Source organism: Pseudonocardia sp. UM4_GMWB1 (assembly GCF_017312155.1).
In the GTDB taxonomy this organism is placed as follows: Bacteria; Actinomycetota; Actinomycetes; order Mycobacteriales; family Pseudonocardiaceae; genus Pseudonocardia; species Pseudonocardia alni.
Genome location: NZ_QJPN01000001.1, coordinates 1,549,746 through 1,568,957 on the forward strand (window position 1 = coordinate 1,549,746; position 19,212 = coordinate 1,568,957).

At 73.4% G+C, this 19,212-nt stretch carries 15 protein-coding genes; 7 read left to right on the forward strand and 8 right to left on the reverse strand.

Annotated features, from left to right (window positions below; translation table 11 throughout):
* Positions 1 to 91 precede the first annotated feature (91 nt).
* Positions 92 to 1,501 (reverse strand): Nramp family divalent metal transporter, encoded by a 1,410-nt coding sequence (locus DMP15_RS07585; protein ID WP_301548997.1) that lies wholly within the window; start codon positions 1,499 to 1,501, stop codon positions 92 to 94.
* A gap of 272 nt (positions 1,502 to 1,773) precedes the next feature.
* Here DMP15_RS07585 and DMP15_RS07590 point away from each other — a divergent pair, with 272 nt between their 5' ends.
* The 3 genes from DMP15_RS07590 to DMP15_RS07600 are packed head-to-tail and all read left to right on the forward strand — an operon-like array spanning position 1,774 to position 5,205.
* Positions 1,774 to 2,034 (forward strand): hypothetical protein, encoded by a 261-nt coding sequence (locus DMP15_RS07590; protein ID WP_020623160.1) that lies wholly within the window; start codon positions 1,774 to 1,776, stop codon positions 2,032 to 2,034.
* Between the two features lie 19 nt (positions 2,035 to 2,053).
* The gene (locus DMP15_RS07595; RefSeq protein ID WP_100878634.1) at positions 2,054 to 4,846 is read left to right on the forward strand and encodes an FtsK/SpoIIIE domain-containing protein; all 2,793 of its coding nucleotides are present in this window, start codon (positions 2,054 to 2,056) and stop codon (positions 4,844 to 4,846) included.
* On the forward strand, positions 4,843 to 5,205 hold the full coding sequence (locus DMP15_RS07600) for a hypothetical protein (protein WP_139283056.1): 363 nt from the start codon (positions 4,843 to 4,845) through the stop codon (positions 5,203 to 5,205). Before DMP15_RS07595 ends, DMP15_RS07600 begins: the two co-directional genes overlap by 4 nt.
* Before the next feature lie 202 nt (positions 5,206 to 5,407).
* Here the strand turns inward: DMP15_RS07600 and DMP15_RS07605 are convergent, their stop codons facing one another.
* Together DMP15_RS07605 and DMP15_RS07610 are read right to left on the reverse strand one after the other, a co-directional pair.
* Positions 5,408 to 6,838: a CitMHS family transporter gene (locus DMP15_RS07605; protein ID WP_100878633.1), complete on the reverse strand. Its 1,431-nt coding sequence runs from the start codon at positions 6,836 to 6,838 to the stop codon at positions 5,408 to 5,410.
* 125 nt (positions 6,839 to 6,963) lie between these two features.
* Positions 6,964 to 7,140: a DUF6104 family protein gene (locus DMP15_RS07610; protein ID WP_020623156.1), complete on the reverse strand. Its 177-nt coding sequence runs from the start codon at positions 7,138 to 7,140 to the stop codon at positions 6,964 to 6,966.
* An 86-nt stretch (positions 7,141 to 7,226) separates the two neighbouring features.
* Here DMP15_RS07610 and DMP15_RS07615 point away from each other — a divergent pair, with 86 nt between their 5' ends.
* The gene (locus DMP15_RS07615) at positions 7,227 to 8,441 is read left to right on the forward strand and encodes a DUF418 domain-containing protein (protein WP_100878632.1); all 1,215 of its coding nucleotides are present in this window, start codon (positions 7,227 to 7,229) and stop codon (positions 8,439 to 8,441) included.
* A gap of 53 nt (positions 8,442 to 8,494) precedes the next feature.
* On the forward strand, positions 8,495 to 8,947 hold the full coding sequence (locus DMP15_RS07620; RefSeq protein ID WP_157818327.1) for a hypothetical protein: 453 nt from the start codon (positions 8,495 to 8,497) through the stop codon (positions 8,945 to 8,947).
* A 62-nt stretch (positions 8,948 to 9,009) separates the two neighbouring features.
* On the opposite strand, the gene DMP15_RS07625 is transcribed toward DMP15_RS07620, so the two are convergent.
* The 4 genes from DMP15_RS07625 to DMP15_RS07640 form a co-directional block, all read right to left on the reverse strand.
* Entirely contained in the window at positions 9,010 to 12,930 is a 3,921-nt protein-coding gene (locus tag DMP15_RS07625; RefSeq protein ID WP_337825578.1) for a multifunctional oxoglutarate decarboxylase/oxoglutarate dehydrogenase thiamine pyrophosphate-binding subunit/dihydrolipoyllysine-residue succinyltransferase subunit, read from the reverse strand.
* 144 nt (positions 12,931 to 13,074) lie between these two features.
* Entirely contained in the window at positions 13,075 to 13,854 is a 780-nt protein-coding gene (locus DMP15_RS07630) for a hypothetical protein (protein ID WP_337825579.1), read from the reverse strand.
* A 186-nt stretch (positions 13,855 to 14,040) separates the two neighbouring features.
* The gene (locus tag DMP15_RS07635; RefSeq protein ID WP_073578551.1) at positions 14,041 to 15,687 is read right to left on the reverse strand and encodes a flavin-containing monooxygenase; all 1,647 of its coding nucleotides are present in this window, start codon (positions 15,685 to 15,687) and stop codon (positions 14,041 to 14,043) included.
* Between the two features lie 44 nt (positions 15,688 to 15,731).
* Positions 15,732 to 16,760 (reverse strand): LLM class F420-dependent oxidoreductase, encoded by a 1,029-nt coding sequence (locus DMP15_RS07640; RefSeq protein WP_337825580.1) that lies wholly within the window; start codon positions 16,758 to 16,760, stop codon positions 15,732 to 15,734.
* Between the two features lie 120 nt (positions 16,761 to 16,880).
* Between DMP15_RS07640 and DMP15_RS07645 the strand changes: the two genes are divergently transcribed.
* Positions 16,881 to 17,849 carry an acyl-CoA desaturase gene (locus tag DMP15_RS07645; protein ID WP_337825581.1) on the forward strand — a complete coding sequence of 323 codons (969 nt, stop codon included), beginning with the start codon at positions 16,881 to 16,883 and terminating at the stop codon, positions 17,847 to 17,849.
* A gap of 232 nt (positions 17,850 to 18,081) precedes the next feature.
* Here DMP15_RS07645 and DMP15_RS07650 read toward each other — a convergent pair whose 3' ends face one another.
* On the reverse strand, positions 18,082 to 18,699 hold the full coding sequence (locus DMP15_RS07650; RefSeq protein ID WP_337826679.1) for a LysR substrate-binding domain-containing protein: 618 nt from the start codon (positions 18,697 to 18,699) through the stop codon (positions 18,082 to 18,084).
* A gap of 93 nt (positions 18,700 to 18,792) precedes the next feature.
* Between DMP15_RS07650 and DMP15_RS07655 the strand changes: the two genes are divergently transcribed.
* On the forward strand, positions 18,793 to 19,170 hold the full coding sequence (locus tag DMP15_RS07655) for a DUF5997 family protein (RefSeq protein ID WP_062397456.1): 378 nt from the start codon (positions 18,793 to 18,795) through the stop codon (positions 19,168 to 19,170).
* The last annotated feature ends 42 nt before the right edge of the window (positions 19,171 to 19,212 follow it).

A 19,212-nucleotide genomic window follows, 5' to 3' on the forward strand; every position in this document is an offset into this window, starting at 1 on the left:
CCCGGGCGCACGAACGGGCCCCTCGTACGAACCTGTCGTACGAGGGGCCCGTTCGTGCGACGAGGACGAAAGCTGCGGGCGCCGCGGCGGGTCAGGTCAGGCGCGAGTACACGTCGGTGACCAGCAGGACCGCGAACAGCACCGACGAGGTCCCCAGGACCGCGTTGGACAGCCAGCGCGATCGCGCCTCGCGGGCCACCATCGAGGTGTTCAGCAGCAGGAGCAGCGTCACCGCCAGGAACGGCATGAAGAACGAGCCCAGCACCCCGTAGACCAGGGTCAGCGCGAACGGCCGCCCGATCAGCAGCAGGGCCATCGGCGGGAACGTCAGCCACAGCAGGTACCCGCGGAAGGGCAGCGAACGCTCGGCGCGTGCCGCCTCGTAGGCGCCCGGCCGCCCGGGCCCGTCGCCGCGCTCGTCCCCGGCAGCGGCCGTGCCCCCGACGGCCGTACTCCCGGCGCCCCCGGCGGCGGTGCGCTCCTCCCCGGCGACGACGGCGTTCTCGACGTCCGGCCCGATCGCGGCCTTCTTCCCGTGCGGCAGCCGGATCGCCCGCACCCAGTCGGTGAACAGCAGCGACACGCCGTTCCACACGCCCAGCAGCGAGGTGAAGGTGACCGACAGGAAGCCGACCAGGAACAGGATCCGCACCGGCTCGCCGTAGAGGGCGCCGAGCCGGTCGGCGAGAGTGAGCAGCCCGCTGTCGGACTCGGTGAGGTTCTCCCCGAACAGGATCGTGGACCCGACGACGAGCATCGAGACCACGAAGATGCCGGTCATGATGTAGCCGGTCGCGTTGTCCAGCCGCATCATCGACAGCCACTTCGGGCCCTTCCAGCCCTTCGCGAACAGCCAGTAGCCGTAGGCGGCCATGGTGATCGTCCCGCCGACGCCGCCGATGAGGCCGAGCACGTAGACCGTGGACCCCTCGGGCAGCCGGGGGACGAGGCCGTTCGCCAGCGCGGGCAGGTCCGGGCCGACGAGGATCGCGACGAACACGACCGTCGCGAACTTGATCAGCACGAGCACCGTCATGAACTTCTCGAATGCGTGATACCGCTGCACCCACACCAGCACCAGCCCGACGACGCCCGCGATCGCCGCCCACCCGCCGACCGGCAGCCCGCCGAACAGCGCGTTCAGCGGCAGTCCGACTGCCGACATCGCGGTGGCGCCGTAGACGAAGCCCCACACCACGATGTAGACGCCGAAGAAGCCGGTCGCCCAGTAGCCCAGCCGACGCCAGCCGTCGAGCATGGTCGCGCCGGAACCGAGGTGCCAGCGTCCGACGGCCTCGCCGAGCGCGAGCTTGACCAGGGTCCCGACGACGGCGGCCCACAGCAGCACCGTCCCGAACGACGCCCCCGCCACCATCGTCGCGACGAGGTCGCCCGCGCCGACGCCGGTCGCCGCGGCGAGCAGGCCCGGCCCGATCGAGCGGATCTTCCGCGCGCCGGTGGGGGGTTGGAGGAAGTCCGTCTGCGGACCGGGGGAGGCCATCGTCACAGTCTCCGATCACGGCGTCGTGGGAGGGATCGCGCGGGTTCGCCGAGCACGCTAGGCGAGCGGGGCGGCGCATTCCAGCGCGGAAGGGTCACGAACGGACGTATCGGACCCCCCGATCGCGGCGACGGGCTACGACGCACGGCGCACCCGCCGTTGCAGGCGGTGCACGCCCGGCGCACCATGAACGGGTACCGGGACCGGCCGATAGATTGGCCGCGGCGTCGGCCGGGTCACGGTCGCCGCACGCGCACGCACGGAGGGTGGGCATGGCGAACATCGACGAGATCCGGGCCGGGATCGGGCGGGCCAACCAGCAGGCCACCGAGAGCCTCGGCGCGCTGCGGCACGCCCGCCAGGCCATCGAGGAGGCCGGCGCCGCGTTCTCGCAGAACATCTACGGCACCGCCCAGAACGACGCCGACGACGCCCGCGCCCGCTTCGCCGCCGCGTCGGAGAAGATCGACGAGGTCGAGCAGGCCCTGCACATCGCCATGCAGTCCGCCGACGACGTCGCCTCGCGGCTCTGACCGCGCCCGCCCGCCCCTGATGGCACGTCGTCCGAACCGTCGCGAGCGGATCCGGTCCGCCTTCGACGGGTTCCACCGGGCGGCGTCGCGGGCCCTGGGCGCTGCGGAGGGCCGTCGCGACCGGGCCGCGGCCCGGCACGCCGAGGTCATGGCGGAGCTGTGGCTGCGCGAGACCGGGCACGACGCCGCGCGCCGCGATCCGGGGCTGGCCCGGGTGCTCGGCAACCCCCGGCTCGCGGGCGTCCTCGCCCGGGTCGCCGAGGACCGGGCGCACGTGTTCGACCGCTGGCAGGGCGACTCGCCGCAGACGCTGTCGGAGATCGTCGCCGACGCCACCCCCGGCGCGGCCGGGGACGACCCGGCCGACTGGAGGCCGGTCGCGGGCACCGTCGAGCCGACCGGCCCGGTCCCGGAGATGTGGGTGCTGGGCACCGGCTCGGTGGAGGGCGGTGCCCCGTTCCGGGTCGCGGTCCCGCTGCTCGACGGCGCGCACCTGCAGGTGGTGTCGACGCCGCGCTCCCGCGACCGGGCCGAGGCGATGGTCGAGCAGCTGGTCCTGCGCACCGTGCGGCACTTCCGGCCCGGCGCGGTGAACGTGCACGTCTGGGACGTCGGCCAGCTCGCAGGCGCCCTGCCCGGGCTGTACCCGCTGACCCGCACCGGGCTGCTGACCGTGCACGACCCGACCCGGCTGGGGCGGCTGCTGGACCAGCTCGCGGACCGGATCCGCCGGGTGCAGACCCGGGTGCTCGCCGACGGCGCGACCTCGCTGCGCGAGCTCGCCGACCGCACCGGGGAGCGGCCCGAGGCGTGGCTGGTGGCGGTGCTGGTCGGCAACGGCCGCGAGCTGCCCGAGGCCGAGCTGCGCCAGCTGCAGCGGGTGGCGCGCGGCGGCGTCGCGGCGGGGGTGCAGCTGGTGCTGCTCGACGTCCCGGCGGCCCTGCCGCGCCCGGTGGAGACCGTCGACTTCGGGGACCCGCCGGGCCTCGACCCGGCCGACGACCGGCTGCCGGTCCCGGTGCGGACCTCGGTGACCGGGCCGCACGTGCTCGTCGAACCGGACCCGCCGGTCCCGGCCGACGACGTCACCGCGGTGTGCGAGGCGATCGCCGCCGGGCACGAGCAGTGGCGCGGACGGCTGGGCGCGTTCAAGGACATGCTGCCCCGCCGGCGCGGCGAGGGCCGCTCGCACGACGGGCTCAAGGTCGTCGTCGGGCACGAGGACGGCATCCCCGCCGAGCTGAGCCTCGACGACCACTCCCCGCACGCGCTCGTCGGCGGGCCCAGCGGGTCGGGCAAGACGAACCTGCTGCTGGCCTGGATCGCCGGTCTCGCCGCGCACTACGGCCCGGACGAGGTCGAGCTGTACCTGCTCGACTTCAAGGAGGGGGTGTCGTTCACCCCGTTCGCCCCGGACCCGGAGGGCCACCGCGCCGACCGGCTCCCGCAGGCCCGGCTGATCGGCGTCAACATCAACACCGACCGGGAGTTCGGACTGGCACTGCTGCGCCACTTGTCCGAGGTCATGCGCAGCCGCGCCGAGGCCGCCCGCCGGCACGGCGCGACCAAGCTGGCCGAGCTCCGGGTGGAGCGTCCCGACCTGCGGCTGCCGCGGATCGTCGCGGTCATCGACGAGTTCCAGTTCCTGTTCACCGGTCGCGACGCCGTCAGCGCCGAGGCGACCGCGCTGCTGGAGGACGTCGCCCGGCGCGGCCGCTCGCAGGGCGTGCACCTGGTCCTGGCCAGCCAGGACGTCTCCGGCATCGACGCGCTGTGGGGCCGCTCGGCGATCTTCGAGCAGTTCGTGCTGCGGATCGCGCTGCCCCGCGCGCGGCGGATCCTCGCCCAGGACAACGAGGCCGCGCTGGCGCTCCCGCGCTGGCACGCGATCGTCAACCACGACTCGGGCGTCGCGCACGGCAACCACGTGGTCCGGCTGCCCGAGGCGGGCGGCCCGGTGGTCCGCGACGTCCAGGTCACCGCGTTCACCGACTTCCCCGACACCCCGGAGCCGGTCGTCTTCGACGGCGCCCGCGCCCCCTCCCACGACGCACTGGCCGCCCGGCTGCCCGCCGACGGCGTGCCCCGCGCGCTGGTCGGGCAGTTCGTCGACGTGCACGGCAGCCCCGCGGCAGCCGAGCTGTCCGACGGCCCCGGCCGCAACCTCGGGGTGATCGGGCCCGACGCCCGTGTCGCGGTCCCGCTGCTGTGCTCGGCCGTCCGCGCGGTGGCGGCGTCGCTGCCCGACCCGGCCGGCGCGCAGATCCTGCTCGTGCCGCTGGCCCCGGACGCGGCGGCGGCCGCAGGCGCGCTCGCCCCGGACCTGCCCGGCACGGTGGAGAAGGTGTCCGCCGACGGGTTCGCCGCCCGCGTCGCCGAGCTGGCGGCGACGGTCCGCGCCCGGGCCGCGTCGGGCGGCGGTGGGGGACACGCGTCGCTGCTGGTCATGGTGTTCGGCGCCGACGCGGCGGAGTCGATGCTGGACCGCACCGGCACCGAGGACCTGCGGGCGCTGCTGCGCCACGGGCCCGGGGTCGGGGTGCACGTGCTGGGCTGGTGGCAGGGCGCGCAGCGGCTGAAGACGCTGCTGGCCCCGCCGGGTGCGGCGATCGACGACCTGGGCGCCTGGGTGGCGACCGGCGTGCAGGGCACCGACCTGGTGCCGCTGCTGGGCGGACAGCCGCTGGACTGGACGCCGACGCCGGGGCGCGCGCTGTTCCTCGACCGCTCCCGGCACGGCCGCCCGCAGCTGGTCATCCTGACCGACGCGGGCGGCGGCGGCCCGGACACCGTCGCCGGAGGTGGGGTGTGAGTGCCGTGGAGCGCTACCGCGCGGTCGTGGCCGAGCTGGCCGGCGCCGTCGTCGACCTGCGGGAACGCGACGCCCGGCGGGCCGAGGAGCTGCGCCGCGAGCTGCGCGGCACCGAGCGGGAGCTGCGCGACGCCGCGGATCGGCTCACGCTGGCCCGCGGCATGTTCGAGCTGCGCTGGGAGGCGGCGTTGCAGCTGATGTGGTCGGCCGAGGAGCCGGGGCGGCCCCGGCCGCGCCCCGACCTGCGGGCCGACCCCGACGAGCACGCCGCGCTGGAGGAGGCCGCCGACGAGGCCCTGCGCGAGCTGCGCTCCTCGGGCGACCGGCGGCTGTTCCGCCTGCGCCGCGACGACGACTGACCCCGTCCCGCACGCCGCACCCGCCCGGCCAGGCCCGGCCGCACGGGCCGGACGCGCCGAGATGCAGTCCGGGGCCTGCCCCGCGGGTGGCGGGCCGCCCCGAGCTGCATCTCGACGGTCGTGCCGGGGGTCCGGGGCCGGTGGTCGCCGTCCGCCCCTCCCCGGCGTACCGCCTGTGCGGCACCGGATCGTGGGAGGGCGGTCAGCCCAGCGGGACGACGCCCAGCAGCAGCGCGACCCCGAGCATCACCAGCGAGCAGAGCGCGGCCCGCCAGATCACCCTGCGGTGGTGGTCGGCCAGGTCGACCTTCGCGAGCGAGACGAGCAGCAGCAGCGCCGGGACCAGCGGGCTGGTCATGTGCACCGGCTGGCCGATGATCGAGGCGCGGGCCATCTCCACCGGGTCGATGCCGTAGTGGCCCGCGGCCTCGGTCAGGATCGGCAGGATGCCGAAGTAGAACGCGTCGTTGGTGAGGAAGAACGTCAGCGGCATGCTCAGCACACCGGTGATCACCGCGAACCAGGAGCCGACCGACGGCGGTACGGCCGAGACGATCCCGTTCGCCATCGCCGTCACCATGCCGGTGCCCGACAGCACCCCGACCAGGACCGCGGCGGCGAACACCATGGACACGACGCCGACGATCGAGGAGGCGTGCGAGGTCACCGCCCGGAGCTGGTCCTCGGGCTTCGGGAAGTTCACGACCAGGGCGACCGCGGCGGCCGCGACGAACACCAGCGACAGCGGCAGGACGTCCATGCCCAGCAGCACCAGCAGCGCGACGGTGAGCCCGAGGTTGAACCAGATCAGCGTCGGCCGCAGCGTCGGACGGTTCGGGTCCAGCGTGCCCTCCAGCGCGCCCCCGGCGTCGGCTCCGTCGGCGGGGCCCCCGCCCGAACCGGTGGCCGGGCCGTCGGTGCCGGCGCCCCCGCCGATCAGGGCGGGCTCGCGCACCGCCACCATCTCGTCGGCGACGACCGACAGCGTGCGGCCCGAGGCGAGCAGCCGCTTGCGCTCGGAACGGCCCAGCTGCCAGGCCAGCAGCAGCACGGTGGCGATGCCGGCCACCATGCCCGGGACCATCGGGTTGAACAGCTCCGAGGGCGACACGTTCAGCACCGTCGCGGCGCGGATCGTGGGGCCGCCCCAGGGCAGGATGTTGAGCACGCCGTTCGCGAGGTTGGCGACGAGGGTCAGCACCACCGGGCTCAGTCCGAGCCGCAGGTAGATCGGCAGCAGCGCGGACACCGTGATGATGAAGGTGGTCGAGCCGTCGCCGTCGAGGGAGACGACACCGGCGAGCACCGCGGTCAGCACGACCAGGCGCACCGGGTCGTTGCCCACCGTGCGCAGCACGGAGCGGATCAGCGGGTCGAACAGCCCGACGTCGATCATCGTGCCGAAGAAGATGATCGCGAAGAACAGCAGTACGGCCGTCGGCGCGAAGTCGGAGAACGCCGACGAGATCGAGTCGACGACGCCGTCCTCACCCGGTTCGGACAGGCCGGTGCCGGTCGCCACCAGGGCGAAGGTCAGCGGGACGAGTACCAGCGCCAGCGTCGGCGCGAGCCGCTTCGCCAGGATCAGGTACATGAAGACCGCGATCATCGCGGACCCGAGAACGATGAGCATCGGTGCTCCTCCTCGACGGACGTGTCGAGGAGCAACGCTAGGTCCGGGCCCCGGCCCCGGTCCCGCTTGCGGACACAGCCCACGTAGTGGTCGCTGCGTGCCCTGTGGTCGTTGTGGTCACGCGGCTACTCGTCGTCGGCGTCGTCCCGGGCGAGGAAGCTCGACAGCCGCTCGACGGCGGTCTCGAACTGCGGGTTCGCGTCGACGAAGGCGCGGAGCCGGTCGGCCAGCCACTCGACGCTGACCTGCTCGTCGCCGCGCCGGTCGACGAGCTCCTCGATGCCGCGGTCGGTGAAGTACATGCCGGCGAGGATACGGCGGCCGCCGCTTGACCCGGCCGCGACGGCATCGTTTCCGATGGGTCTCCCACCGCTCGTGAGGAGATCCCATGCCCACCGCGCCGCCCGCCGCGACCGTCGCCCCGACCCCGGTGAGCGACCGTGCGCTCGCCCCCGACCTCGCCCGGGGCGCGATGCTGCTGCTGATCGCACTGGCCCATGCGCCCTGGTTCGCCTACACCTCGCAGCTGGGGGCCACGCTGCTCCACGCCGCGGACGGCGGGCCCGCCGACCGGATCGCCCAGGTCGTGACCATCACCGCCGTCGACGGCCGCGCCTGGACGTTGTTCGGGTTCCTGTTCGCCTACGGCATCGGGCAGCTGTACGCCCGCCGGATCGCCGGCGGCGGCACCGACGCGCAGGCGCGGCGGCTGCTGCGCACCCGGCACCGGTGGCTGCTCGTCCTCGGCCTGCTGCACGCGGCCCTGCTGTGGCAGGGCGACATCCTGGGCACCTACGGGGTCCTGGGCCTGGTGCTGGTGCCGCTGTTCCTGCACCGCAGCGACCGCACCCTGCGGATCGGGGCCGGGGTCCTGGTCGGTCTCGCCGTGGCCGTCCCCGCGGCGACGGGCGTGCTGGCGCAGTTCACGGGTGGCGCGACGCCGACGTCCGCCGCGCAGCAGCTCGCCCTCGCCACCCCGGACTGGTTCGCGACGCTGCCGCTGCGGCTCGCGCTGTGGGTGTCGGCGATCCCCGGGGCGTTCGTGACGCTGGTGATGCCCGCCGCGGTGCTGCTCGGGCTGCTCGCCGCGCGGCACCGCGTGCTGGAGGAGCCGGGCGCGCACCTGCCCCTGCTGCGCCGCACCGCCGCCGTCGGCATCGCCGTCGGCCTGTCGGCCGGGCTGGCCCAGGCCCTCGTGCACGTCGGCGTCATCGCGCTGCCGGACCCGGGTGCGTTCGCCGGCCTGCACATCGCCACCGGGATCTTCGCCGCGCTCGGCTATGCGGCGGTGTTCGGCCTCGTCGCGCACCGGCTCGGAACCCGTCCGACGGCACCGCTGCCGGTCCGGGCCCTGGTCGCGCTCGGCCGTCGCTCGCTGAGCGGCTACCTGGCGCAGTCGCTGCTGTTCGTGCCGCTGCTCACCGCCTGGGGCCTCGGGCTGGGCGCGCACCTGTCGGGCTGGTCGGCGTCGCTGGTCGCGGTCGGGGTGTGGCTGCTGACCGTCGTCGTCGCGTACCGGCTCGACCGGGCCGGCGTGCGGGGGCCCGCCGAGACGCTGCTGCGCCGCCTGACCTACGGGCCGTCGCCGCGGAGCGCTCGGTAGCGTCGACGGACCGCCGCGCCCGCGGCCCCCGCCGCCCCCGTTCCGGAGTTCTCATGGCACTCACCCCTCCCGTGGCCCGCACCCTGCACGACGTCGGCCTGGCCGCCTGGTTCGGCGGCTCGCTGATGGGCGTCACCGGCCTCAACGGCGCACTGGACGCGGTCCGCGACCCGGCCGAGCGCGAACGGCTCGCCGGCGCGGGCTGGGGCGGGTGGGGCCGGATCGGCACCGCCGCGACGGCGGCGCACCTGCTGGGCGGGGCGGGCCTGCTGGCGCGCGACGCGGTCCGCCGGCGCGAGCCGGGCGTCGCGGCCGCGGCGGCGACCCGGACCGCCCTGACCGGCGCCGCGCTCGCCGCGAGCGCCTGGGCCGGGGCGCTGGGCCGCCGCGCCGCGACACCGGAGGGCCCGGATGCCGCACTGCGCCGCCGGATCCGGGTGGCGGAGTGGGCCGTGCCGGTCGTGACCGGCGCCGCGGTCGTCGCCGGGGCCCCGCGCCGCTCCTGACCCGTGGGACACGGACGGCCCGGCCGGGGAGATCCCCGACCGGGCCGTCGTCGTGCGTGGTGTTACCCGGCGAACGCCTTGTCGATCAGCTCGGCCTGCTCGACCTCGTGCACCTTCGACGAGCCGGCGGCCGGGGCCGCCATCCGACGCCGGGACACCCGGGTGAAGCTGCCCTGCAGCTGGGGCAGCTTCTGCGGCAGCTCCAGGCCGTAGTACGGCCACGAGCCCTGGTTGGCCGGCTCCTCCTGGACCCAGCGGACGTCACCGGCGGCCTCGGGGTAGCGCTCGAGGACGGCGGCGATCTCCTCGGCCGGCATCGGGTAGAGCCGCTCGACGCGGACCAGCGCGGCCTCGTCCACCGTGGTGTCGCCGTTCTTGCGGCGCTTGTCGCGGGCCGCGGCCAGCTCCCAGTAGATCTTGCCGGAGCAGAACAGCACCCGCTTCACCCCGGAGACGGTGTCGCCCTTGCCGGCGTGCTCCGGGTCGTCGATGACCGGGCGGAACCTGCCCTCGGTGAAGTCGGACAGCGGACTGACGACCTGCTTGGCACGCAGCATCCACTTCGGCGTGAACACCACCAGCGGCCGGCGCACCCCGTCGAGGGTGTGCTGGCGCAGCAGGTGGAAGTAGTTCGCCGGGTCCGACGGCAGCGCGACGGTCATCGAGCCCTCGGCGCACAGCTGCAGGAAGCGCTCGATGCGCCCGGAGCTGTGGTCGGGGCCCTGGCCCTCCAGGCCGTGCGGCAGCAGCAGCGCGACGTCGGAGAGCTGGCCCCACTTGGCTTCACCGGAGGAGATGAACTCGTCGATGATCGACTGGGCGCCGTTGACGAAGTCGCCGAACTGGCCCTCCCACATGACGAGCGCGTCGGAGTTGGCGACGGAGTAGCCGTACTCGAAGCCGACCGCGGCGAACTCCGAGAGCGCCGAGTCGTACGGCAGGAACCGGCCCTGCCCCTCGGCCAGGTTGCGCAGCGGGAAGTACTCCGCACCGGTGTGCCGGTCGATCAGGACCGAGTGCCGCTGCACGAAGGTGCCGCGACGCGAGTCCTGACCGGACAGCCGGACCAGCCGGCCGTCCATCGCCAGGGAGCCGATGGCGAGCAGCTCGGCGAAGGCCCAGTCGACGTCGCCCTCGCGGGACATCTTCTCGCGCTTGCGCAGCACGGGCTCGACCCGCTTGTGCACGGCGAACCCCTCGGGGAGGTTGGCGTGCACGTCGCCGATCCGGTGGACGACCTCGAGCGGGACCGAGGTGTCGAGGTCGGACGGGACGAGCTGCTCGGACTCGATCGACGGCGAGATCACCGGCGGGGTCTTCTCGAGCTCGCGCACCTCGTTGAAGACGTGCTCGAGCTGGTTGGAGAAGTCCTTGAGCGCCTGCTCCGCCTCCTCCATGGTGATGTCACCACGGCCGATCAGCGACTCGGTGTAGATCTTCCGGACGCTGCGCTTGGCGTCGATGATGTCGTACATCGACGGCTGGGTCATCGAGGGGTCGTCGCCCTCGTTGTGGCCCCGGCGCCGGTAGCAGATCATGTCGATCACGACGTCGTTGTTCCAGCGCTGGCGGTACTCCACGGCCAGCTTGGCGACCCAGACGCAGGCCTCCGGGTCGTCGCCGTTCACGTGGAAGACCGGCGCGCCGATCATCTTCGCGACGTCGGTGCAGTACTGCGAGGACCGCGAGTGCTCCGGCGCGGTGGTGAACCCGACCTGGTTGTTGACGACGACGTGCACGGTCCCGCCGGTGCGGTACCCGCGCAGCAGCGCGAGGTTCAGCGTCTCGGCCACGACGCCCTGACCGGCGAAGGCCGCGTCGCCGTGCATCAGCACCGGCAGCACGGTGAAGCCGCCGTCGCCCTTGTCGAGCAGGTCCTGCTTCGCGCGGACGATGCCCTCCAGCACCGGGTCCACGGCCTCCAGGTGCGACGGGTTCGCGGTCAGCGAGACCGCGGTCTCGCCGTCGCCGAACATGCGGAAGTACTTGCCCTCGGCACCGAGGTGGTACTTCACGTCGCCGGAGCCGTGCGCCTGGCCCGGGTCGAGGTTGCCCTCGAACTCGCGGAAGATCTGGCTGATCGGCTTGCCGACGATGTTGGCCAGCACGTTGAGCCGGCCACGGTGCGGCATGCCGATGACGACCTCGTCGAGCTCGCGCTCGGCGGCCTTGTCCAGCACGGCGTCGAGCAGCGGGATGACGGTCTCGCCGCCCTCCAGCGAGAACCGCTTCTGCCCGACGTACTTGGTCTGCAGGAAGGTCTCGAAGGCCTCGGCCGCGTTCAGCCGGGACAGGATGTACTTCTGCTCCGAGGAGTCCGGCTTGACGTGCGCGACCTCGATGCGCTCCTCGAGCCACTTGCGCTGCTCGGGGTCGGCGATGTGCATGTACTCCGTGCCGATGGTGCGGCAGTAGGAGTTGCGCAGCAGGCCGAGCACGTCGCGCAGCTTCATGTGGCTCTGCCCGCCGAACCCGCCGACCGCGAAGTCGCGGTCGAGGTCCCACAGGGTCAGGCCGTGGCTGAGGACGTCGAGATCGGGGTGCCGGCGCTGGCGGTAGTTCAGCGGGTCCGTGTCGGCCATCAGATGGCCACGGGTCCGGTAGGACTCGATCAGCTCCAGCACGCGGGCGGTCTTGTCGACCTCGCCCTCGGGGAAGTCCTGCACCCAGCGGACCGGCTCGTACGGCACCCGCAGCGACGCGAAGATGTCGTCGTAGAAGCCGTCCTCGCCGAGGAGCAGCTGGTGGATCCGGCGCAGGAAGTCGCCGGACTCGGCGCCCTGGATGATCCGGTGGTCGTAGGTCGAGGTCAGTGTGATGATCTTGGAGATGCCGAGCTCGACGAGCCGCTCCTCCGACGCGCCCTGGAAGGCGGCCGGGTACTCCATCGCGCCGACGCCGACGATCGCGCCCTGGCCCACCGACAGCCGCGGCACCGAGTGGTTGGTGCCCAGCGTGCCGGGGTTGGTCAGGCTGATCGTGGTGCCCGCGAAGTCGTCGGCGGTCAGCTTGCCGTCACGGGCCTTGCGGACCATGCCCTCGTAGGCCTGCCAGAACTGCGCGAACGACATGTTCTCGCAGCCCTTGATCGACACGACGATCAGCGAGCGGCTGCCGTCCTTGCCCGGCATGTCCATCGCCAGGCCCAGGTTCACGTGCTCCGGCGTCGCGACCGAGGGCTTGCCGTCGGTCTCGGCGAAGTGCCGGTTCATGTTCGGGAAGTCGGTCAGCGCCCGGACCAGCGCGTAGCCGATCAGGTGCGTGAACGACAGCTTCCCGCCGCGCGTGCGCTTGAGGTGGTTGTTGATGACGATGCGGTTGTCGGCGAGCAGCTTGGCGGGCACCGCACGCACGCTCGTCGCCGTGGGCAGCTCGAGCGAGGCGGTCATGTTCTTGGCGATGGCGTTCGCGGCACCGCGCAGCGGGGTGGTGGTCGCGCCACCCCCGTCCTGCGTCGGCTTCGCGGCCTTGGAACCGCTGCCCGCGGCGGGCTTGGCCGGTGTCCCGTTCGACGACGACGCCGGGGCCGGTGCGCTCGCGGTGCGCAGGCGCTCCTCGGCGGGCGGCGGCTCGGCCTTCGGGGTGACCGGCGGCGGGACGTCGCGGGAGGTGGCGGTGCCCTTGCCGCCGGCCTTCCCGCCGTTCGTCACGGCCTTCTGGGCCGGGGCGTCGCCGGAGCCGGCCGCGCCGGTCTCCGTGCCGCTCCCGCTGCCCTGGTCGTCCTCGGTGGCCGCACCTCGGGTGACCCCACCCGAGGAGGCCGCCGGGGCGGACCCGTTGCCGGAGGAGGTGTCGGCCGGCTCCTCGGTCCCGACGGACGACGAGGAGGCCTTCTCACCGTCCTTGCCGTAGTCGGCGAAGAACTCGTGCCAGGCCGGGTCCACGGCCGACGGGTCCTCCTGGAAGCGCTGGTACATCTCCTCGACGAGCCACTCGTTCGGACCGAAGTCGCTCGCCTGATGGGAGGTACTGCTCGATGACACTCTGCGTCAACCGCCTTGATAGCTGCTCGATTTGTCGCGACCGGCTACCAGGTTAGTCCCCTCGACGCGAGACCGGGCAGTGTGCCGGGTCCCACTTCGTGATCGTTTCGTGATCGACCGCACGCGGACGGCGAGCGGCACGATTCAGAAGCCGGGCGGGGACCCGAGGACGCCGACCACCGCGGTCTGCGTCGCCGTCTCGGCGACGACCGTCCCGACCGGCGGGCCGACGCGGGCCGGGCGGCGGACGGTGTCGCGCTCGCCGGCGTACTGCCCGTCGACGGGGGAGATCAGCAGCTCGGTGCGGACCGGCCCGTCGTCGTGGACGAGGGTGGGGTGCCGCTCGCCGTCGAGGTTGTCGGTCTCGCCGAGGGAGACGGCCGGCATCCGGCGCAGCGCGGCGTAGAGCACCGCGCGCAGTTCAGCGGGGACCCGGCAGGTCCGCAGCGCGTCGACCGCGCTGGGGAACGGGCCGGTGTAGCCGCGGCCCGGCGGGCTGTCGGCGATCAGCCGGTCCAGCATCGCGGCCGGGTCGCGGGGCAGGCCCGCGAGGAACGCCTCGGTGGGGTTGGCCCACGAGCCGACCTTCGCGGCGGGCCGGTGGCCGTGGAGCGCGGCGTAGAAGTCGCCGTGCGGGGCGCGGAAGCGGCCGGTGGGCCACTGGTCGGCGATGTCGAAGCCGTCCTCGATCGCGGCCACGCCGTCGCCGGACAGCCAGTGCACGCGGCCGGTCAGCTCGCGGTCGAGCAGCCAGTCCTGGGCCGGGTCGAGCGGGGTCCACTGCTGGAGCAGGTGCTCGCTGTAGTGGACGCAGAGCTCGTCGCGGGCGAAGCAGGTCCCCATCCACCAGGCGTGCGTCGCCGTGTGCCGGTACTGACCGGGGGAGATCGGCTCGTCGGAGGTCCGGATGGCGAGCTCCAGCAAGTCGGGCTCCTCGTCATGTCGCGAGTCCTGTCGCGGGTGCCCCGGCAGGGGTTGCCCGGGGCGCCGTGAACCGTGGATGACGTCACACATTCTCTACGCCCTGCCTACGAGCCGTGACACGACCCCCCGGTACTGGGCCGAACGGCGCAATGCCGCAGGTCCCCTCGTCGGGGGGTGGCGTGGTGCTCACGCGGCCGGGCCGCGGCCGGACAGCCGGAACCCGCGGTAGCCGTCGGCGGCGACGTCGGCGCAGGTCGCGGCGTAGCGGGCGAACCCGCCGGCGTAGGGCATGAACACACTCGGCTTGCCCGGCACGTTCGCGCCCAGGTACCAGGACGACGCGGCCCGCGGCAGCAGTGTCGCGTCGGCGGCGGCCCGGTTGTGCTCGCCCCAGTCGCGCTCGGCGGCCGGGTCGGCCTCGATCCGGTCCCGGCCGGTCGCGCGCAGGTGCGCCAGGCAGCCGGCGATCCAGTCGACGTGCTGCTCGATCGAGGTCGGCATGTTCGTGAGCACCGACGGGCTGAACGGCCCGGTGACGGTGAACAGGTTCGGGAAGCCGGACACGGCCAGTCCCAGGTAGGTCCGGGGGCCCTCGCGCCAGGCGTCGCTCAGCGCGGTGCCGTCCGGGCCGACAGGGTCCAGCCGCAGCAGCGGACCGGTCAGCGCGTCGAAGCCGGTGGCGAACACCAGGTCGTCCAGCTCGTGCAGCGCGCCCGAACGCAGCCGCAGGCCACCCGGCTCGACGGCCTCGACCGGGTCGGCCCGGACGTCGACGAGCGTCACGTCGTCGCGGTTGTAGGTCTCGAAGTAGTGGGTGTCGATCGGCGGGCGCTTGGTGGCGAAGCCGTGGTCGTGCGGGAGCAGCGCCTCGGCGGTCGCCGGGTCCTCGACGACCTCCCGGATCCGGTCGCGGATGAACTCCGAGGCGGTGGCGTTGGCGGCCTCGTCGGCGAGCAGGTCCCGGTAGGCCGCGCGGAACCGCAGCCCGCCGCGCTCCCAGGCGGCCCGGTAGACGCGATCGCGCTCGTCGTCGGGGTCGTCGAGGGCGGAGCGGTCGTCGATCGTGAACGGGTGCCCGTTGGTGGATCCGGCCTGGATCCCGCGGATGCGGTCGTAGTCGGCCTTGTAGGCGCGCGACTCGTCCTCGGTCAGCGGGCCGTTGCGGGCCGGGATCGAGTAGTTCGGGGTGCGCTGGAAGACGGTCAGGTGCGCGGCCTGCTCGGCCAGCACCGGGATCGCCTGGATCCCGGTCGAGCCGGTGCCGACGACGCCGACCCGCCGCCCGGCGACGTCGACGCCCCCGTGCGGCCAGCTGCCGGTGTGGAACCAGCGCCCGGCGAAGTCGTCCAGGCCCGGCAGGTCCGGCACGTTCGCCGCGGACAGACAGCCGACCGCGGTGACCAGGAACCGGCAGCACAGGTCGGGGCCGTCCTCGACGGACACGGTCCAGCCCCGGCCGTCGGCGTCGGCGCGGGCCCCGGTGACGGTGGTCGAGAGCCGGATGTCACGGCGCAGGTCGAACCGGTCGGCGACGTGGTCGAGGTAGGCCCTGATCTCCGGCTGGCGCGGGTAGCGCTCGGTCCAGGTCCACTCCTGCTCCAGCGCGGAGTCGAAGGAGTAGCAGTAGTAGTAGCTCTCCGAGTCGCACCGCGCGCCCGGGTAGCGGTTCCAGTACCAGGTCCCGCCGACGCCGTCGGCGCGTTCCAGCACGACGGCGGACATCCCGAGCCCGCGCAGACGGTGCAGCATGTAGAGCCCGGCGAACCCGGCTCCGACCACGACCGCGTCGAACTCCTCGGGGGCGACGTCCTGACCAACAGCGCTGTCGACCATGTCACCCAGATGAGCACGCCCGCGCGGGCCCGGCAAGCCCGGACCTACGACATCCAGGTCTTGAGCTTCTCGAACGTGTGGTTCACGTCGTCGGTCATCGGGTTCACGTGCAGGTGGGTGATCCCGTTCTCCTGCAGCGCCGCGATCCGCTCGCGGACGTGGCCCTCGGAGCCGATCAGGGTGACCTTGTCGATGAAGTCGTCCGGGAGCGCGGCCATGGCCTCCTCCTTCTTCCCGTCCAGGTAGAGGTCCTGCACGGTCCTCGCCGCGTCGGCGTAGCCCTGCTTGGCGAAGACGGTGTTGTAGAAGTTCTTGCCGCGCGCGCCCATGCCGCCGATGTAGAGCGCGTAGAGGCCGCGGGCGGCCTGGCGGGCCGGCTCGAAGAACTCCTCCTCGAGCGCGACGATCCCGCCGCCGGTGATCTGCAGGGGGCCCAGCTCGGGGGCGCGCTTGGCGTAGCCGGCCTCGAGGGCGGGCCCGAAGACCTCCTGGATCTTCTCCGGCAGCACGACGTGCGGCAGCCAGCCGTTCGCGAGTTCGGCGGTCATCTGCAGGTTCTTCTCGCCCAGCGCGGCCACCCAGATCGGGATGTCGGCGCGCTTGGGGTGGTTGATGATCTTCAGCGGCTTGCCGAGGCCGGTTCCTCCGGGTAGCGGGATCGGGTAGAGCCCGTCGTTGGTGAGCTTCTCCTCCCGCTTCCAGACCTTGCGGCAGATCTCGATGATCTCCCGGGTGCGCCCGATCGGCTTGTCGTAGGCGACGCCGTGGAAGCCTTCGATGACCTGCGGGCCGGATGCGCCGAGGCCGAGGCTGAACCGGCCGTCGGACAGGGCGTCGAGGCCGGCCGCGGTCATCGCGGTCAGGGTCGGGGTGCGCGAGTAGATGGGCAGGATCGCCGAGCCGATCTCGAGCCGCTCGGTGCGTGCGGCGAGGTAGCCGAGCAGGGAGACGGCGTCGAAGGAGTAGGCCTCGGCGGCCCAGACGACGTCGAGGCCGGCGCGTTCCATGTCGGTGACGGCGTCCGCGTTGCGGATCGGGTCGTCGCCGTAGGGGAGGACGGTGGAGAGCTTCACTCCCCGTTCAGTACTCACAAGTTACTCGTCGGTCAAGTCCGGACCGGGGCGGAACCCGAATCCCAACAGGGGGGTTAACCGCACTGCCCGCGGGGTACGGGTTCCGCGACAGTGGGACGCATGACGCTCGAGGCCGCACCCCCCCGCAGCACGTCCGCGAAGCGGACGCCCGCGCCGATCGTCGACGGGCAGCGCCCGCCCGGCGCGATGTTCCTGGTCGGACTGTTCGTCGTCCTCCCGACGCTCGCGCTGTTCGCCGCCGTCCCGCTCACGTGGGGCTGGGGCCTCGGGTGGGTCGACGTCGCGCTGTTCGTCGTGTTCTATCTGGTCAGCGGCCTGGGCGTGACGGTCGGTTTCCACCGCTACTTCACCCACGGCTCGTTCAAGGCGAACCGGCCGCTGCGGATCGCGTTGGCGATCGCCGGCAGCATCTCGCTCCAGGGCAGCGTGCTCGACTGGGTCGGCGACCACCGCCGGCACCACGCGTTCTCCGACAAGGAGGGCGACCCGCACTCGCCGTGGCTCTACGGCACCGGCGCGAAGGCGCTGGTCAAGGGCTTCTGGCACTCGCACATGGGCTGGATCTTCAACCGCGACCTCACGAACATGAAGCGGTTCGCCCCGGACCTGCTCACCGACCGCGACATGATGCGCGTGGAGAAGGCGTTCCCGTTGATCGTCGTGTTCAGCCTGGCGGGCCCGGCGCTCGTCGGCGGCCTGGTCACCATGTCCTGGTGGGGCGCGTTCACCGCGTTCTTCTGGGCCGGCCTGGTCCGCGTCGCGGTGCTGCACCACGTCACCTGGTCGATCAACTCGATCTGCCACATCTGGGGCGAGCGCCCCTTCGCCTCCCGTGACAAGTCCGCCAACGTCTGGTGGCTGGCGGTCCTGTCCTTCGGCGAGTCCTGGCACAACCTGCACCACGCCGACCCGACCTGCGCCCGGCACGGTGTGAAGAAGGGCCAGATCGACATCTCGGCCGTCGTCATCCGGGGCTTCGAGAAGCTCGGCTGGGCGACCGCGGTCCGCTGGCCCACCACGCGCCGCCTCGAGAAGCTCTCGAAGAAGCCGGCCGCCACCGCGGCCTGACCCCTCCGCGTCATACGTCCGACGCCCCCGGTGCCCCGTGCACCGGGGGCGTCGTCGTGTCCGGGGTCCTGGGGCGTGTCTCCCCATCCGCCACCGTCGCTCCCGGCGCCCACGCCGCCGTCGGCGGCGTTGCCGGACCGCCCGAATACGCCCGGTACGAGGGCGGCCCGGCTGCCTTGCCGGCGGCGACGTGGATCACCGGGCCCGGCGGCGCCGGATGGGGAGACACGCCCTAGCGGCGACGCCGGGCCGGTCGCCGCTTCCCCGCCGTCGACGGGGTGCGCGGTGCCGGTGCCGCCGGGGCCTCGCTGCGGCGGGTCCGGGTGCTGTGCGCCGAGCGGCCGCGCACGATCCCGATGAACTCCTCCATCAGGTCGCTGTTCTCCGCGTCCGGCCAGGTCAGCGCGACGCCGGAGCCCGGGGCGTCGACCAGCGGCCGGTAGGTGAGGTCCCGGCGGTGGTGCAGCCGGGCCAGCGACTGCGGGACGACCAGCACCCCGACCCCCGCGGCGACGATCTCGACCGCCTCGGCCGTCGTCGGCGGGGCGTACTCCGCGGCCCGGCCGGGCGGCCCGCCGGGCCAGTCGAGCGTGTCGTCGCCGGTGCGCAGGACGATCTCGTCGGCCAGGTCGGCGACGGTCACCTCGTCGGCGGCGGTCACCACGTGCTCCTTCGGGACGACCACCACGGTGGTCTCGGTGTAGAGCGGGATCGCGTGCAGCCCGGTCCGGTCGATCGGCAGCCGGGCGACGGCGGCGTCCACCGTGCCCGCGCGGACCAGGTCCGCGGCCTCGGCGGCGGTCACCGTGTGCAGCTCCAGGGGGACCCCGGGGCGGCGCTCGGCCCACATCCGGGTCCACTTGCCGGGCGTGACGCCCGGGACGTATCCGAGGTGGAAGGACGTGGCGGTCACCGGTCGAGGCTAGCCGCATAGCCTGGTGACATGACGCGCCAGAGGTCCGCACAGACGATGAAGCCCGCGACCGCGGCGAAGAAGCTCGGCGTGCTCCTCGACGCCACCCCGGCGGACTTCCGCGAGGGGGTCGTCTCGCGCGACGAGCTCGACGCCCTGCAGGCCGACCCGCCGGAGTGGCTGCGTGAGCTGCGCACCACCGGGCCGCACCCGCGCCCGGTCGTCGCCGATCGGCTCGGGGTGTCGATCTCGGGGCTCGCCCGCGCCGGGATCACCGAGCCGCTGACCACCGAACAGATCGCCGCGATCAAGTCCGAGGAGCCGGAGTGGCTCGCGCGCGAGCGCGCCACCCGCGCCGAGAGCCAGCGCGAGGCTGCACGGTTGAAGGCGCAGCAGCAGAAGAAGTAGGACGAGGACCGGAACCGTCCTCATCCGCCGCCAGGCTCGCGG